Source organism: Psychroflexus halocasei, assembly GCF_900107595.1.
GTDB lineage: Bacteria > Bacteroidota > Bacteroidia > Flavobacteriales > Flavobacteriaceae > Psychroflexus > Psychroflexus halocasei.
This window is the reverse complement of sequence record NZ_FNQF01000004.1, coordinates 238825-254380: the sequence shown is the minus strand read 5'-3', so window position 1 is coordinate 254380 and position 15556 is coordinate 238825. Positions and strand designations below refer to the sequence as shown.

15 protein-coding genes are annotated in these 15556 nt (G+C 32.6%); 8 read left to right on the top strand and 7 right to left on the bottom strand.

The genetic code is table 11. The annotated features are described in order from the left end of the window. Positions 1 to 209: 209 nt before the first annotated feature. From BLV84_RS06725 to BLV84_RS06715, 3 genes are all read left to right on the top strand, one after another. Positions 210 to 3662: a pyruvate carboxylase gene (locus tag BLV84_RS06725; RefSeq protein ID WP_093242079.1), complete on the top strand. Its 3453-nt coding sequence runs from the start codon at positions 210 to 212 to the stop codon at positions 3660 to 3662. A gap of 66 nt (positions 3663 to 3728) precedes the next feature. Further along, a complete protein-coding gene (locus BLV84_RS06720) occupies positions 3729 to 5621 on the top strand; it encodes a M1 family metallopeptidase (RefSeq protein ID WP_234953108.1) in 1893 nt (630 codons plus the stop codon). A 5-nt stretch (positions 5622 to 5626) separates the two neighbouring features. Next, complete coding sequence (locus tag BLV84_RS06715; protein WP_093242312.1) at positions 5627 to 6286, top strand: uracil-DNA glycosylase family protein; 660 nt, start codon at positions 5627 to 5629, stop codon at positions 6284 to 6286. Between the two features lie 37 nt (positions 6287 to 6323). On the opposite strand, the gene BLV84_RS06710 is transcribed toward BLV84_RS06715, so the two are convergent. Both BLV84_RS06710 and BLV84_RS12440 read right to left on the bottom strand, forming a co-directional pair. Next, positions 6324 to 6572 carry a DUF7218 family protein gene (locus BLV84_RS06710; protein ID WP_093242074.1) on the bottom strand — a complete coding sequence of 83 codons (249 nt, stop codon included), beginning with the start codon at positions 6570 to 6572 and terminating at the stop codon, positions 6324 to 6326. A gap of 110 nt (positions 6573 to 6682) precedes the next feature. Further along, positions 6683 to 6874 carry a hypothetical protein gene (locus BLV84_RS12440; protein ID WP_143521334.1) on the bottom strand — a complete coding sequence of 64 codons (192 nt, stop codon included), beginning with the start codon at positions 6872 to 6874 and terminating at the stop codon, positions 6683 to 6685. A gap of 215 nt (positions 6875 to 7089) precedes the next feature. Here BLV84_RS12440 and BLV84_RS06705 point away from each other — a divergent pair, with 215 nt between their 5' ends. The 4 genes from BLV84_RS06705 (at position 7090) to BLV84_RS06690 (ending at position 10503) form a co-directional block, all read left to right on the top strand. Next, positions 7090 to 8424, top strand: a complete 1335-nt coding sequence (locus BLV84_RS06705; protein WP_093242069.1) for a cytochrome ubiquinol oxidase subunit I — start codon at positions 7090 to 7092, stop codon at positions 8422 to 8424. Between the two features lie 2 nt (positions 8425 to 8426). Beyond that, positions 8427 to 9503, top strand: a complete 1077-nt coding sequence (gene cydB / locus BLV84_RS06700) for a cytochrome d ubiquinol oxidase subunit II (protein ID WP_093242065.1) — start codon at positions 8427 to 8429, stop codon at positions 9501 to 9503. A gap of 41 nt (positions 9504 to 9544) precedes the next feature. After that, positions 9545 to 9847, top strand: coding sequence for a hypothetical protein (locus BLV84_RS06695; RefSeq protein ID WP_093242060.1), 303 nt, complete (start codon positions 9545 to 9547; stop codon positions 9845 to 9847). A gap of 143 nt (positions 9848 to 9990) precedes the next feature. Next, positions 9991 to 10503 (top strand): fasciclin domain-containing protein, encoded by a 513-nt coding sequence (locus tag BLV84_RS06690; protein ID WP_093242055.1) that lies wholly within the window; start codon positions 9991 to 9993, stop codon positions 10501 to 10503. Between the two features lie 425 nt (positions 10504 to 10928). Here BLV84_RS06690 and BLV84_RS06685 read toward each other — a convergent pair whose 3' ends face one another. The 3 genes from BLV84_RS06685 to BLV84_RS06675 all read right to left on the bottom strand — a co-directional run bounded on the left by BLV84_RS06685 (position 10929) and on the right by BLV84_RS06675 (position 12719). Then, positions 10929 to 11225, bottom strand: a complete 297-nt coding sequence (locus BLV84_RS06685) for a chaperone modulator CbpM (protein WP_093242050.1) — start codon at positions 11223 to 11225, stop codon at positions 10929 to 10931. Beyond that, a complete protein-coding gene (locus BLV84_RS06680; protein ID WP_093242046.1) occupies positions 11222 to 12127 on the bottom strand; it encodes a DnaJ C-terminal domain-containing protein in 906 nt (301 codons plus the stop codon). The genes BLV84_RS06685 and BLV84_RS06680 overlap by 4 nt, the downstream gene beginning before the upstream one ends. A gap of 88 nt (positions 12128 to 12215) precedes the next feature. Further along, entirely contained in the window at positions 12216 to 12719 is a 504-nt protein-coding gene (locus tag BLV84_RS06675) for a CIA30 family protein (RefSeq protein WP_093242041.1), read from the bottom strand. A 108-nt stretch (positions 12720 to 12827) separates the two neighbouring features. Here BLV84_RS06675 and BLV84_RS06670 point away from each other — a divergent pair, with 108 nt between their 5' ends. Beyond that, positions 12828 to 13685, top strand: coding sequence for a M28 family peptidase (locus BLV84_RS06670; protein ID WP_159429398.1), 858 nt, complete (start codon positions 12828 to 12830; stop codon positions 13683 to 13685). On the opposite strand, the gene BLV84_RS06665 is transcribed toward BLV84_RS06670, so the two are convergent. Both BLV84_RS06665 and BLV84_RS06660 read right to left on the bottom strand, forming a co-directional pair. Beyond that, the gene (locus BLV84_RS06665; protein ID WP_093242034.1) at positions 13672 to 14934 is read right to left on the bottom strand and encodes a Y-family DNA polymerase; all 1263 of its coding nucleotides are present in this window, start codon (positions 14932 to 14934) and stop codon (positions 13672 to 13674) included. The two genes, BLV84_RS06670 and BLV84_RS06665, sit on opposite strands and share 14 nt — an antisense overlap. Further along, complete coding sequence (locus BLV84_RS06660; protein ID WP_093242307.1) at positions 14934 to 15365, bottom strand: LexA family protein; 432 nt, start codon at positions 15363 to 15365, stop codon at positions 14934 to 14936. Before BLV84_RS06660 ends, BLV84_RS06665 begins: the two co-directional genes overlap by 1 nt. Between the last annotated feature and the right edge of the window lie 191 nt (positions 15366 to 15556).

Here is a 15556-nt window from a genome sequence, read left to right as displayed (position 1 = left end):
ATTTTGAATCTAAAAAACATAAAAAATATTCTAAGTAATTTCATTCTTCAGCTGATAAACGATTGGCTTTTTTGAATTAATGATATTATTGAAAATAGATATGAATAAGATTAAGAATCTTAAAATTTAGAGTGTTCTATCTAATTTTTATTCATAATTCCCGATATTGGGCGCAATTTAATAACAACACAACATAAAATTCCTATCTGATGAAAATTAAAAAAGTATTGGTTGCCAATAGAGGTGAAATTGCCATCCGTATATTTAGAGCTTGTTCAGAGATCGGCTTGAGAACTGTCGGTATTTACACTTTTGAAGACCGTTATTCTCTTCACCGTTATAAAGCTGATGAAGCCTACCAAGTTGGTGAAGATGAAGAGCCTCTTAAACCTTATTTAAACATAGCTGAAATTATAAGAGTTGCAAAAGAAAATGACATTGATGCCATTCATCCTGGTTATGGTTTTCTTTCTGAAAATGCTGATTTCGCTCAAGCTTGTCAGGACAATGGGATCATCTTTATCGGTCCAGATGTTTCTGTTTTAAAATCTTTGGGAGACAAAGTCACAGCAAAACAAGTGGCGATTGATAATGATGTTCCAGTCATTGAAAGCAACAAAGAGGAATTAACTTCTGTAGAAATTGCATTGAAAGAAGCTGATGAAATCGGTTATCCCGTCATGCTTAAAGCTGCTTCTGGTGGTGGCGGAAGAGGAATGCGTGTGATTCGTGATCAAGATCAACTCAAAAAAGCTTTTCCAGAATCTAAACGTGAAGCAGCAAATGCTTTTGGTGACGATACTGTTTTTATAGAGAAATTTGTTGAAAACCCTAAACACATCGAAATTCAAATATTAGGTGATCAACATGGTGATCTCGTTCATTTATTTGAAAGGGATTGCTCAGTACAACGTCGTTATCAAAAAGTAATAGAAATTGCGCCTTCAATTGGTTTATCAGATGAAGTGAAAAACAAACTTTACGAATATGCACTGAATATCGGTAAAGCTGTTAATTATAGTAATGCAGGAACTGTTGAGTTTTTAGTTGATGAAGATCAAAGTATTTACTTTATTGAAGTCAATCCGAGAATTCAAGTCGAACACACGGTAACTGAAGTTGTCACAGGCATTGATATCGTCAAGTCTCAATTGTTTATCGCTGGTGGCTATCATCTTTCTGATCAGCAGATTAAGATTTATGGCCAAGATAAAGTTCATACAAACGGCTTTGCTGTACAATGCCGAATTACAACCGAGGATCCTAAAAATGATTTTAAACCTGATTATGGCACAATTACTACCTACAGAAGTGCGAGCGGCTTTGGTATTCGTTTAGATGCAGGTAGTGTTTATCAAGGTGTGACTATTTCTCCTTTTTTTGATTCTATGTTAACGAAAATCACTGCCAATAGCCGAACGCTTGATGGTGCTTGTCGAAAAATGAGTCGTACGCTTGCAGAGTTTCGAGTGCGTGGTGTTAAAACCAATATGGCTTTCCTGAATAATATTCTGAATGATTCAACTTTTAGAGAAGGAAAAGTGACCGTTAATTATATTCAAAACACACCAGAACTTTTCAAGATTAAAGAGCCAAGAAACAGAGCGACTAAAATGCTTAACTTTCTTGGTGATGTGATTGTAAATGGACATGAAGATGTAAAATTTACTGATCCAAATAAAAAATTAATCAAACCAAATGTCCCTAAGTTTAATAAAGAGCAAAACCATCCGAAAGGAACAAAAGATATTCTGACAGAATTAGGACCTGAAGGATTCTCAAAGTGGTTAAAGGATGAAAAGAAAATTCATTATACAGATACCACAATGCGTGATGCACATCAAAGTCTGTTGGCAACACGAATGAGAACTTATGATTTGCAGAAAGTCGCTGAGGGTTTTGCGAAAAATCATCCTGAAGTTTTCAGTATGGAAGTTTGGGGCGGTGCTACTTTTGATGTTTGTATGCGTTTCTTAAAGGAAAATCCTTGGGAGCGTTTGCGTATTTTAAGGGAAGCCATGCCAAATGTGCTTTTACAAATGTTGTTGCGTGGCTCAAATGGCGTCGGATATACGGCTTATCCCGATAATCTAATCGAACGCTTTGTTGCTGAATCTTGGGAAAATGGAATTGACATTTTTAGAATTTTTGATTCTCAAAACTGGATGAAATCAATTGGCCCAACAATTGAACATGTTCGTAAGCATACCAAAGGAATTGCTGAAGGATCCATGTGCTACACTGGCGATATCTTAAATCCTGATCACAAAAAATATACTTTAGATTATTATTTACAACTCGCTAAAGATATTGAAAACGCTGGTGCTCATATTTTAGCGATTAAAGATATGGCTGGTTTATTAAAACCTTATGCTGCTAAAGAATTGATCACAGCTTTAAAATCTGAAGTTGATATTCCGATTCATTTACATACTCATGACACCTCTTCAATTCAGTCAGCGACTTATCTTAAAGCAATTGAAGCTGGGGTTGATGTTGTCGATGTTGCTTTAGCTGGATTGAGCGGATTAACATCTCAACCAAACTTTAATTCATTAGCTGAAAGTATGCGTTATCAGCCAAGAGAAAATGAATTGGATATTCAGAAACTCAATGAATATTCAACTTATTGGTCTGATGTGCGTGAATATTATTATCCATTTGAATCTGGTCTTAAGTCAGGAACGGCTGAAGTTTATAAACATGAAATTCCTGGCGGTCAATACTCTAACTTAATTCCTCAAGCAGAATCATTAGGTTTAAAAGATAGATTTACAGAAATCACGGATATGTATTCTCAAGTCAACGAATTATTTGGGAATGTTATTAAAGTGACGCCAAGTAGTAAAGTTGTTGGCGATATGGCGCAATATTTAGTGAGTAATAATTTGAGTATTCAAGATTTTATGGCGAAAGGAGATAGCTTGTCTTTTCCTGAATCTGTCAAAAGTTTCTTTAAAGGTGATTTAGGTCAGCCTGTTGGCGGATTTCCTGAAGATGTTCAGAAAATTGTTTTGCGCGGCGAAAAACCATACACAGATAGACCAAATGCTCATTTAGATCCTATTGATTTTGATAAAGAATTTAAAGCTTTTAAAAAGGAATTTGATGAAGGCATGGATAGAGAGTGGGAGATGACAGATTTTTTGTCTTATAAATTATATCCAAAAGTTTTTACAGATTTATATAATCATTATGTGAAGTATGGAAAAGTGATGCAAATACCAACAAAAAATTTCTTTTACGGAATGAAGCCTGGCGAAGAAATTATTGTTGAACTCGATAAAGGGAAAACACTTCTTATTGAACTTGTCTCAATCACTGAAGCTAATGAAGATGGCGAAAAAGAAGTTTTCTTTAAAATAAACGGACAAACAAGAAGTATACTTATCAAAGATCATTCAATTGATGTTGAAAAGATTGTTCATCAAAAAGTGGATAAAAATAATCCAAAACAAGTTGGTGCACCTTTACAAGGTTCATTGGCTTCCATAATGGTGAAGGAAGGCGATACTGTTGATAAGAATCAGCCGCTTTTTGTGATTGAAGCCATGAAGATGGGAACAACAATTACATCGAACACAAGTGGGAAAATTAAGAAAATCTATCTTTCGGAAGGGACAATGCTTCACAGTGACGATTTAGTTATTGAGATGGAATAGAAAATTAATCTTTCTTAGACCACAGTTCTTAAACAAATCTCATAACTTTGAGGGTTTCATCAAAAAATGCTCAAAGTTATGGTTTTCAGAAAAGTTGTTTTGACAATTTCTTGTGTTTTGCTCACAGGATTTATCAGTGCTCAAGATTTATATCAACCACGAAGTGTCAAAAAAGCCTACGAAAACGGAACGCGTTCAAAAGACGGACGACCAGGAGAAAATTATTGGCAGAACGAAGCTGATTATGATATCCATATCAAAGTTAATCCGCCGAGCAGAATAGTTGAAGGAAAAGCTAAAATCACTTACACAAATAACTCTCCTGATACTTTAAAGTCATTAAACTACAAGTTGATTTTAAATCATCATAAACCTGCTGCGCCAAGATTACGTCCTGTTTCAGATGATTACTTAACATCAGGAATGCAAATTACTTCTTATAAAGAAAACGGCATATCAAAAGATTGGAAAAACAATAATAACAGCATTAATCAAATGGTGAAGCTTGATGAGCCATTATTACCAAATGAAAATATTGAATTAGATTTCGAATGGAATTTTGAGGTATCAAAGCAAAGTGGAAGGGAAGGTGCTATTGATTCGACTACTTTTTTTCTAGCCTATTTTTATCCAAGAGTCGCTGTTTATGATGATTATGAAGGCTGGGATAAAATGATTTTTGCTGGCTCTAAAGAGTTTTATAATGATTTTGGTGATTACAATTTTAAAGTCACAATTCCTAAAGACTATATCGTCTGGGCAACAGGTGATTTGCTTAATCCTGAAGAAGTTTTACAGAAAAAGTACGCTGATTTACTAGAAGAATCAATGACGTCAAACAAAGTCATTCATATTGTTGATCAGGAGGATTTAGAAAATGGTAAAATTACTAATCAAAGTAAAACAAACACCTGGCAATGGAAGGTTGAGAACATTACAGATATTGCCATCGCTTTAAGCAACACTTATAATTGGGATGCAGGAAGTGTTGTAGTTGATCAAGAAACAGGAAGAAGAGCAAGTGTACAAGCAGCTTATGATGAGCCTTCTCAAGATTTCAAAAAAATGGTTGATTACGCCAAATATGCTTTAAAATGGTTTTCAAATCACACACCAGGTATTCCTTATCCTTATTCAAAAATGTCAATCGTGAGAGGTTTTGCTGATATGGAATACCCGATGATGGCGAATGACAGTTCTCGCGAAGATCCTGACTTTACGAGGTTTGTTGCTGAACATGAAATTGCACATACTTATTTTCCTTTTTACATGGGAACCAACGAAACAAGATTCGGATTTATGGATGAAGGTTGGGCAACAGCTCTTGAGTATTTAATCGGAAGTGAAAATTTAGGGAAAAGAAAAGCTACAGAAAATTTTAAAAGATTTCGTGTAAAGCGTTGGATTAATAATCCGTCTTTAGAGCAAGATTTACCAATCATTACACCTTCAAATATGTTGAGTGGAAGTGGTTCAGGCACAAATCAATACGGAAAAGCCGGTTTAGCTTATTTAGCGCTTAAAGATTTATTAGGTGATGAAGATTTTGAGAAATCACTAAAAACCTACATGAAGGATTGGAATGGTAAACATCCGATTCCTTGGGATTTTTTCAATAGTTTTAACGAGTCAACAGGTCAAAACTTAACTTGGTTTTGGCATGCTTGGTTTTTTACAAATAACTACATTGGTTATGCTATTAAAGAGGTAGAGTTTGGAAATGATAATGTCAATGTAACGATTGAGAATGTTGGCGGAATGCCAGCACCATTTGATCTTGTAATACTTATGAAAGATGGAAGTCGAAAAGTTTATCATCAATCACCTGAAATTTGGAAAGAAAATTCAAAGAAAGCAGAAATTCAATTAAAAGGTCATAAGAATATTTCTGAGATAAAATTTGAAAACGGTATTTGGATGGATGCAAATCCTGCTGATAATCAGTGGCGAAAAAAATAAATTTCATGTTTAAACATCAACATCCTTATCCGCCTTTTATTTCTGAAGGAACAGAAAAACTGATTGTAGGTACTTTACCGCCTCCACGTTTTACCACTGGTGATTTAAAGCCAGATGATGTTGACTTTTGCTACGGGAGTCGTGATGGTCAATTGTGGCAAATTCTAAATCGAATATTTGATTTGAATTTGGTTTTTGAAAACACAGTAGAAGCAAAGCAGCAACGTATCAATTTTTTAAAAACGAATAAAATTGGCGTCTGTGATATGGTGGAATGTGCTTATCGTGAAAAGATTGACGCTTCAGATTTAGGAATTCAAAACGCCAAATTAAGACCAATAATTTCAATTTTAAAAAGTCATCAATCATTAAAAACGCTTTTGTTTACAGGAGGAAATTCTAAAAATGGACCAGAATATTTTTTTAGAAAACATTTAAAAAATTATCCAGAAATAAAACTTAAAAAAATAATTGATGAAGTGCCGAGAATTCATCAATTTCAAATCCATAACAGAATTATTGAAACCGTCTCGTTAACAGCACCATCTGGCGCAGCTAATAGAGCAGTGGGAAGTATGCCGCTTTATAAAAAACTCAAAAAACAAAATCCTGAGATGAATACTTTAGATTTCAGAGTCATGCAATATGCACCTTATTTTAAATAATAATCATATGACTCTTAGCTGTCAAAGGATTTTTTAATTAATGATTTCTGAGTTCGTCAATTAACTCATCTTTTGTCATTTGAGAATAACCTTCAATACCGATTTCCTTGGCTTTTTCGTCTAATTCTTTCTTGGTGCGTTTTTCATATTTCTTGCTTTCACCACCTTTTTCTCCTGCATCGTCAGTATTTGCAATTCGTGCAGCTTTTTCTTTGCTCATGCCTTCATCTCTGAGCGCTTCATATTGCTCATCGTTTTTGATTTGTTTCCCGTGATCTTTTGCCATTTTAATCGTTTTTAATTTTTATTAAAAATAGCAAGACTTGATCGAGATGAGCATTAAAGAAATGATAATCAAATGTTATAAAATTCTTTAAATCAATACTTTAAAAGCGATTATTTTTTCTTGAAAGCAAATCTTTTGATTGCATAAACTGAGTAAATCAAAATAAATAAAATTGAGAACATGCCGAAAAACTCAACAAATCTCATCAGCATACTTGGCTCTTTGACATCACCATCCATTAGAAAACCTATAGTGGTTAATGCAGATGACAAAATAGCGATGTTCTTAATTTTATTATTCATAAGTGGTATTGTATTATATAATTCTTAAAAATAAGAAAAATCATCGTTGAAAGTATTAAATGACTCATCAAAAAATAATATTTAAAATATAAAAGGCTTGAAAACAATGTGTTAAACTTCAAATATTTCCGATTAGATGTAATCAATGTTACACACAATAATATATTGATTATTTAATTTTGGGATTCATTTCAAATAAGCAAAAGCTTTTAATTATGGAAGATATGCTTTTCTATGATCGCATGCAGTTCGCATTCACGATCACATTTCATTACTTGTTTCCTCAATTGACAATGGGTCTCGCTTTGATTGTTGTTTATTTTAAATGGCGATTTTTGAGAACAAAAGAGACTGTCTTTAATGATGCTGCAAAATTTTGGATGAAAATTTTTGCATTGAATTTTGTTATGGGTGTTGTTACAGGAATTCCAATGGAGTTTCAGTTTGGAACTAATTGGGCGAAATTCTCAGAATTAACAGGAGGAATTATAGGACAGACATTGGCCATGGAAGGGATGTTTTCTTTCTTTCTTGAATCTTCCTTTTTAGGACTTTTCCTTTTTGGTGAAAAATTACTGGGTCAAAAGTTACATTTCTTAACTGGATTCTTAGTCTTTTTGGGATCGTGGGCGAGTGGATATCTGATTATCGCCACACATTCGTGGATGCAACATCCTGTGGGGTATGAAATTTTAGAAAACGGTAAATTCGTCCTTAATAATTTTGGGGCGTTATTCTCTAATCCTTGGTTGTTGCCATCTTTTTTACATAACCAAATGGGTTCTGTGATTACAACATCATTTGTAATTGCAGGTGTTGGTGCATTTTATATATTAAATAATAAACACAGCAAATTTGGGAAATTGTTTGTGAAAACAGGCGTTATTTTCGGATTGATTTCTAGTGTGTTAGCAGCTTTCCCTACTGGTGATTTAGCAGCTAAAAATGTAGTAAAACATCAACCAGTTGCCTTTGCAGCGATGGAAGGTATTTTTGAAACTGAAGAAGGTGGATCCGAAATTATATTAATTGGGCAACCAGATGTTGAAAATAAGAAGCTGGATAATAAACTTGCTGTACCTAACGTGCTAAGTTTTTTGACTTACCAAAGATGGGATGCTGAAATAAAAGGTCTTAATGAGTTTGACGAAAGTTTATATCCAACCAATATTCCAGGATTGTATTATGCTTATCATATTATGGTAGGATTAGGCACCATTTTTATAGCTTTATTAGGTATTGCTCTTATTCAATTGTTTAGAAAAAAGCTTTACTCAACCAAGTGGATCTTGTGGCTTTTAGTATTTATGATTCCTTTTCCTTATATCGCTAATACCGCAGGTTGGTACACCGCAGAATTAGGTCGACAGCCATGGTTAGTTTATAATTTATTAAAAACTGCTGATGGAATTTCTCCTAATGTTTCATCTGGTAACACCTTATTTACCTTGTTAGGCTTCATAGGTTTATATCTTTTATTAGGTATGTTATTTTTAATATTAGCAGGAAAGATTATCAATAAAGGTCCTGAAACTTCAAAAGAAATTTAATTATGGAATTATTTTGGTACATCGTGTTAATGGTTATGCTTGTCACTTACATCATCCTAGATGGTTATGATTTTGGTGCGGGTATTATACATTTGTTTTTTGGTAAAAATGATAAAGATAAAAAAGCAATAACAAACGCTATTGGCCCTTTTTGGGATGCTAACGAAGTATGGCTTATTGCTGTTGGAGGTGTTTTATTTTTTGCTTTTCCAACATTATATGCAGTTTCATTTAGCGGATTTTATTTGCCTCTTATTTTTATTTTGTGGCTACTTATCTTCAGAGCAATTGGCTTAGAGTTGCGCGGACAATTAAAAAATAAAATGTGGGAAGCCATATGGGATAAATCATTTGGCCTTGCAAGTTTATTATTAGCCTTATTTTTTGGAATCGCTTTAGGGAATGTTGTTAGAGGTGTCAATTTAGGAATGGTTACAGACGGTGTTTCAACTCATGAAGCACATTATTTCTTTTTACCTTTATGGAATCCAACATTTAGTCCAAACGCTGAACACCTTGGTATAATTGATTGGTTCACTTTACTTTTAGGTATAATAAGTGTTGTCGCTTTGACAATACATGGTGCAAACTGGATTATCTTTAAAACAAATTCGAGTATTAATGAACGTTTAAAAAAAGTTGTTTTTAATTTAAATATCGTTTTGGTACTCCTTGTAATTTGCTCAGTTTTCGTTTGGCATTATGTAGATCCTCAGCCTTTTAAAAATTTTATGGAGCAACCTTTACTTTGGGTTTTACCAGGAATAACTTTATTTGGGCTTTTCGGATTATTTAATGTCAAGAAATTTAAGAAGCATGGTTTAGGATTTTTGTTTTCGTCATTATTTTTACTTGGAGGATTAAGTTCAACGGTGGCATCAATATTTCCAAAAGTTTTGCCATCCACCAATGATGTCAATCCCTCATTAACAATACACAATGTAGCAGCTGATGATTATGGTTTATCAGTCGGTGTCTACTGGTTTATAATAGCAGCCGTTTTAGTTGTTGTTTATATGTTTATACAATACAGAGTTTTTAGAGGTAAAATGGATGATGTTGGCTATGGTGAACATTAAACCCTTTTTTTAAGATGATTTAATTTTAAGTAATAGTTAAGATGACAGAAACTCTTATTTCACTTTTAAGTATTTTCATAGGCATTTTAGGTGCAAACGGTCTTGCGTATTTTAATAAAAAATATTCGATGGGATTGACAGGAAATACAATCGCTGGCATTTTTGGAAGTATTTTTTTTATTAAGTTTTTTGGAAGGATTGGGTTTGACCCTGTTTCAATTATGGAAACAGGGCATGCAGATTTCCTTTTGCTGATCATTAATCTCTTAATTTCATTTCTAGGTGGTGCTTTTGGGCTTGTTGGAATTCATTTTATAAAAAATAAGCTTAAGCCAAAAAAATAAATAGCATACATATTGATTTCATTTTATAAATTTTTGAGTAATTCATTCAAAATATTATTTTGTTTAATAAAAGGTTAAATAAGTTAAACAAAATAAATTCATGATTATATTTACAGTGTATAATTTTAAAAAAAATTAAAATCATGAAAAAGTTAGCTTTTATTTTAACAGTTGCATTCACAATGGGTTTATCTACCAGTGTATTTGCACAAAAAACAATAGTCGATGTGGCTGTTGAGAACAAAGATTTTTCAACTTTAGTAACTGCTTTAAAAGCAGCGGACTTAGTTGAGGCCTTACAAGGTGACGGGCCATTTACCGTTTTTGCACCAACAAATAGTGCCTTTGATAAAATTGATTCTAAAACCTTAAATTCTTTACTGGAAGCAAAGAATAAAAAAGCATTGGCTAATATTTTAACTTACCATGTTATCGCTGGAAAAATAACAGCATCTGATGTTATGGCTGCTTTAAAAGAAGGCAAGGGATCGGTTGAATTAAAAGCTTTAAACGGTCAAATGTTGACTGTGATGCAAAAAGATGGAAAAATTTGGATCAAAGATTCAAAAGATAATTACAGTGAAATTGTTGCGACTGATGTAAATGGTAGCAATGGCGTCATTCATGTTATCGACACTGTGATCATGCCAAAATAATTAAGGACAATTTTTAATTGAAAAGCCTCAAGAGATTGAGGCTTTTGTTATTTTTACAAAAGAACTTTTCAAATGTTTAAAGAGTTTTTAAAGATAAAGTTCATATTTATTTGTCGGTAATACTATTTTAATTTCTCTAAGTTTTTGGTTGCTTAAATTAAGTTTTAAGCTCTTTTTATAAAAATTATCTTTTTAGGCTTTATAAATCTTTTGATTATTCTCACCATCTTCAAACTCCCTCTAATCTTTTATCTGACCAGTAGACAAGTTAAAATCGAAATTTGCCTAGTATTCACATATTTTGTCATGACGACTTATAATCTGATAAGCTTAAATTCTCCTTTTCGATAACTGTAGATAGATATTATTGAATATGCTGTTTTTTCCTGAAGTTAAAATGCTCGTTAATGAATAAAGGAAGTTTATTATTCATTTTCATAAAGTCTTAGCCTGTTTTTTAGAAAGTTGACTTCTTTTTTAAGTTCTTTTTCTTTTTCAAGTAAATTTAAAATAACATCAATTCCTTCAAGGTTGACGTTTAATTCATTTCTTAACCTGATTATTTTTTCCAAAAGACCGATTTGATCTTGATGTATAAACGGCTTCTGTTCGATTATTTCAATATTGATCAATTGCATTTCACTCAATGTATTGATTAATGAAACCTCAATATTGTAATGATAACAAATAGTTTTTGTCTCTATGAAATCTTGATTTTTCATTCTGATTTGATTTTTTGTAATTCTTTAAACAAGTTCTTTTCTTTTTCACTTAAGGTTTTTGGAATTTCAAGCTGATAAGTGACAATTAAATCACCATATTTTTCGTCTTTTTTATAAACTGGAAAACCTTTGCCTTTTAATTTGACTTTTGTTCCGTTTTCTGTTTCAGGTTTGACATTTAATTTAACCTGACCATCAAATGTGTCAATTGTAATTTCGCCACCCAAGATCGCTGTATATAAGTCTAACTGATAGTCTAGATATAAGTTATCACCTTGACGTTTAAATTGAGTGTTATTGTTGATGATTATTTTGATAAATAAATCACCATTTGGCCCGCCATTTATGCCAGGTCCACCTTTTCCTTTAATTTTAATGACTTGCCCATTTTCAACACCAGCAGGGATTGTTAATCGTATTTTTTTGTCATTTAAAGTTAAAACTTGTTTTTGTGAAGTATAAACTGTTTTGAGATCTAAATGCAATTCAGCATTAAAATCTTGACCTTTAAATTTTGAGCTTTGCCCACGTTTAGCCGATGATGCTCGACCTCCAAACATCGATTCAAAAAAATCTGAAAACTCTTCCTCTGAAAAATTTTGTTGTGATTGATGATGTTGAGATTGATATTGTCTTTGTTGTTGCTGTGCTTTTTCGTATGCTTCACCATGTTTCCAATCTTCACCGTATTGACTGTATTTATCATACTTTTTACGTTTTTCAGGATCACTCAAAACTTCATTGGCTTCATTCACTTCCTTAAATTTCGCCTCGGCTTCTTTATTATCAGGGTTTAAATCTGGGTGATATTTACGAACAAGCTTTCTGAAAGCAGTTTTGATTTCTTTATCAGTTGCAGTTTTAGGAATTTCTAAAATTTTATAATAATCTTTAAATGCCATAAAAATTAATTAAATGATGAGATATCTAATATCAGATTTGCATCATAAAGTTAAACAAGATTCTTAAATAAAGCAATTAAGCTTGACCTTATCCCAACTCGATTTTTTTAATAATAAGTTGAAAGTTTTCTTCTTTTTTGTTTGCGATTAAAAACCCTATTTCTTCTAAATGTTCTCCTGAAAAGTTGGCCATATCAAGTTTTTGACCTCTAAAAGTTGGAGACATTTCATGAAACGGAATTTTTATGACTTCCCAATAACCTGAAGTTTTAAAGTGTGTTTTGTAAACATGTTGATCATCCGAGTTTTTTCTAATTCTCAACTGATATTCTTTTTTGTCTCCTTTTAATTCAATAATCAGGTGTGTATATTCTTCAATATTTTTCTTTGAAAAACGATGGCGTACTGATGAAAATCCACCGTTGTTTTTTAATGAAACTTGCCCTGCAAAAAGCCCGTTACCCTGCTCATCAAGTTTTATTTCGCTTGAAGATTTTCCGCCCATCACAGCATCATCCACTATTTTCCAGTTTTTAAGATGTGCTTCTTCTGAGAACTTAAAAATAAGCTCTGTTTCTGTTGAATTTTCCATGATTTGAATTTACAAATACAATTGTTTTTAACATGTATTTAGTGAGCTTTTATTTGAATATACTTAATTTGTATTTTAGAAAAAATGAAATACTTCTCAAAGATAAATATGGAAGCAAGCAAAAAAAATTTATATAATACAGTCGATTTCCTGACTTCCATTTATCCTTACAGAAATTACAAAAATACTGAGAGTCTGGCAAAAGCTGCTGATTATATTGAGTCTGAATTTTATAAAACGGGCTCGAATGTTCACCGTCAAAAATGGAAGGTTAATAATGAAATTTATGAAAATGTAATCGCAAAACATCAACCAGAAAAACAAGAACGATTTATTATAGGCGCACATTACGATGTTTACAAAGAACAACCAGGCGCCGATGACAATGCGAGTAGTGTCGCAGGTTTGTTAGAGATTTCGCGGATGCTAGCTCAAAGCAAATTGCCTTTGGACTATGGAATTGATTTTGTTTCTTTTTGTCTTGAAGAACCTCCTTTTTTTAAGAAAAAAGAAATGGGAAGTTTTATCCATGCACAATCTTTGAATATATCTGAAAATAATTATTTAGGTATGATTGCTCTTGAAATGATTGGCTATTATCGAGATGAAAAGTCATCGACAAACATTGAGAAAGAAAAAAATAGTTTGATTGTTTCAGGAATCAAGAAGCATATCAATTTTAATAAAAATATATCTTCCTTATTAAAACATCAAGGTAAAATTGGTTCTCGACATTTAACTTATGCTGATAATTATAAAAATAACGGACCATCAGATCATCGTAATTATTGGCAGTTTGATATTCCTGCAGTAATGGTGATTGGCACTGGAGGTCATGGTAATCCTAATTATCATAAACCAAGTGATACCATTGAAACTTTAGATTTTGATATTATGAAAGACGCAGTTGAGAGCATCGCTTTTACTTTGATCAATTTTGATAGTGAATTGATTAATCAGCTTTAATTTCAATAACATCTGTCAATTTTGTTGAGTAATTCTGACTTAAATGATTTTGGCGCATTTTCCAACGGTGTTTTAAATCTTGATTTCCAAACTTGATGGTGTGCTTTCCATAACTTTCATTAAGCGCATCAATTTTTTTCATCAAAGGAAAATGTTTCGGGTTTTCTTCCGTAAAAAGCGAGGTTTGTTTTTCATTTTCTGGTGTTATTCGACTTACAATAACACCAGCTTTCTTATACGAAATATCTTGCTTATAAATTTGGTGTAAAGCTTTTTTAGCAAATTTTACTAAATCTAAGCTCGAGTTGGTCGGGTAGGGAAGTTGCACTGTAAAACCTCTGCTGTGATAAGTCGTATTTTCTCGAAACCTGTTACTTTTTAGAAAAACATGAATAGATTGACAACAGCTATCTTGACGACGCAATTTTTCGCCACAAATAATCGCATAACTGCAAATACGTTCGGTGATATAATCTAAATCTTTGTACTCATAATCGAAAGAGCGTGTGGTGGCAATTGCTTTCTTATTAGTGATGCCTTCAAGACCTAAAGTTTGCTCGCCTTCTAATTCTTTTTTAAGACGTAAACCAACAACTGTCATGTGTTTTCTCACCCAATCATCATTGAGTTGAGCAAATTCATAAGCTTTTTGTAAACCTAAAGCTTCTAAGCGTTTTTGATGCTGTCTGCCAATTCCCCAAATATCTCCAATGGAGAGCCATTTCAAAGCTTTGAGGCGTAATTCTTCATTCTTGATAATATAGATTCCACCAGTATGTTTCGGAAATTTTTTTGCAATTCTGTTAGCAACTTTACTTAATGTTTTCGTTTCTGCAACACCAATGCTGATGGGTATTCCTGTTGATTTCTCAACGGTTTTTTTCATTTTTTGTAAATGCTTTTCAAGGCCTATTTTATCATAACCTTTAAAGTATAAAAAAGATTCATCAATACTGTAAATTTCAATATCAGGTGTAAATTCACTTAAAATATTCATCACGCGTGCACTCATATCGCCATAAAGTGCATAATTGGATGAAAAGACTTTGATATTTTTTTGTTTAAAAATCTTTTCAAATTTAAAAGCTGGCGCACCCATTGGGATGCCGAGTGCTTTGGCTTCATTGCTTCTTGCGATCACACAGCCATCATTATTTGATAAAATTGCGATAGGCACTTCTCGTAAACTTGGGTTGAACACACGCTCACAAGAGGCATAAAAATTATTGCAATCAACTAAGGCAAACATTATGATATTTTTTTGATAACTGTGGTCACAATTCCCCAAATAACAAAATCATTTTCAGGATAAACAGGGATGGGTTGGTAATTTTTATTTTCTGCAACGAGCCATAACTTATCTTTTTCACATAAAACACGTTTGACGGTAAATTCGCCATCTAAAAAACAAACTGCAATGCTGTTGTTTTTGGGTTCTAAACTCTTGTCAATAATCAACAAATCACCATCATTAAGGCCAGCATCAATCATGCTATCACCACTTACTTTACCGAAAAATGTTGCATTTGGATGCTTGATAAATTCTTTGTTTAAATCAATACTTAAATCGAGAAAATCTTCAGCGGGACTCGGAAATCCAGCTGTAATTTTTTCAGCTAAAGGAAGGACAAGACTTTTGCTAAGTTCAATTTTTTTGATGTGTGTTAATGTTGTTCTCATAAAAGTAAGCTCTTCTAAAGTAGAAAACAAAATTAGGATAAATTCCATTTATAAAGAAATAATCCAAAATGTTTAACATCAATAAAGTTTAGAAGGAATTTCTTTTCTTTCGCTAAACACTTGTTAAAGCTGATCTTTCAGGTAATCTTAATTTTTAGATCACAAAATAATCTGTTTATTTGTAATCCGTT

What these genes read in the sequence shown, in the direction of transcription:
- BLV84_RS06725 (WP_093242079.1), top strand. Translation starts at nt 210, where the DNA reads ATGAAAATTAAAAAAGTATTGGTTGCCAATAGAGGTGAAATTGCCATC.
- BLV84_RS06720 (WP_234953108.1), top strand. Translation starts at nt 3,729, where the DNA reads ATGCTCAAAGTTATGGTTTTCAGAAAAGTTGTTTTGACAATTTCTTGT.
- BLV84_RS06715 (WP_093242312.1), top strand. Translation starts at nt 5,627, where the DNA reads ATGTTTAAACATCAACATCCTTATCCGCCTTTTATTTCTGAAGGAACA.
- BLV84_RS06710 (WP_093242074.1), bottom strand. Translation starts at nt 6,572, where the DNA reads ATGGCAAAAGATCACGGGAAACAAATCAAAAACGATGAGCAATATGAA.
- BLV84_RS12440 (WP_143521334.1), bottom strand. Translation starts at nt 6,874, where the DNA reads ATGAATAATAAAATTAAGAACATCGCTATTTTGTCATCTGCATTAACC.
- BLV84_RS06705 (WP_093242069.1), top strand. Translation starts at nt 7,090, where the DNA reads ATGGAAGATATGCTTTTCTATGATCGCATGCAGTTCGCATTCACGATC.
- cydB (WP_093242065.1), top strand. Translation starts at nt 8,427, where the DNA reads ATGGAATTATTTTGGTACATCGTGTTAATGGTTATGCTTGTCACTTAC.
- BLV84_RS06695 (WP_093242060.1), top strand. Translation starts at nt 9,545, where the DNA reads ATGACAGAAACTCTTATTTCACTTTTAAGTATTTTCATAGGCATTTTA.
- BLV84_RS06690 (WP_093242055.1), top strand. Translation starts at nt 9,991, where the DNA reads ATGAAAAAGTTAGCTTTTATTTTAACAGTTGCATTCACAATGGGTTTA.
- BLV84_RS06685 (WP_093242050.1), bottom strand. Translation starts at nt 11,225, where the DNA reads ATGAAAAATCAAGATTTCATAGAGACAAAAACTATTTGTTATCATTAC.
- BLV84_RS06680 (WP_093242046.1), bottom strand. Translation starts at nt 12,127, where the DNA reads ATGGCATTTAAAGATTATTATAAAATTTTAGAAATTCCTAAAACTGCA.
- BLV84_RS06675 (WP_093242041.1), bottom strand. Translation starts at nt 12,719, where the DNA reads ATGGAAAATTCAACAGAAACAGAGCTTATTTTTAAGTTCTCAGAAGAA.
- BLV84_RS06670 (WP_159429398.1), top strand. Translation starts at nt 12,828, where the DNA reads ATGGAAGCAAGCAAAAAAAATTTATATAATACAGTCGATTTCCTGACT.
- BLV84_RS06665 (WP_093242034.1), bottom strand. Translation starts at nt 14,934, where the DNA reads ATGTTTGCCTTAGTTGATTGCAATAATTTTTATGCCTCTTGTGAGCGT.
- BLV84_RS06660 (WP_093242307.1), bottom strand. Translation starts at nt 15,365, where the DNA reads ATGAGAACAACATTAACACACATCAAAAAAATTGAACTTAGCAAAAGT.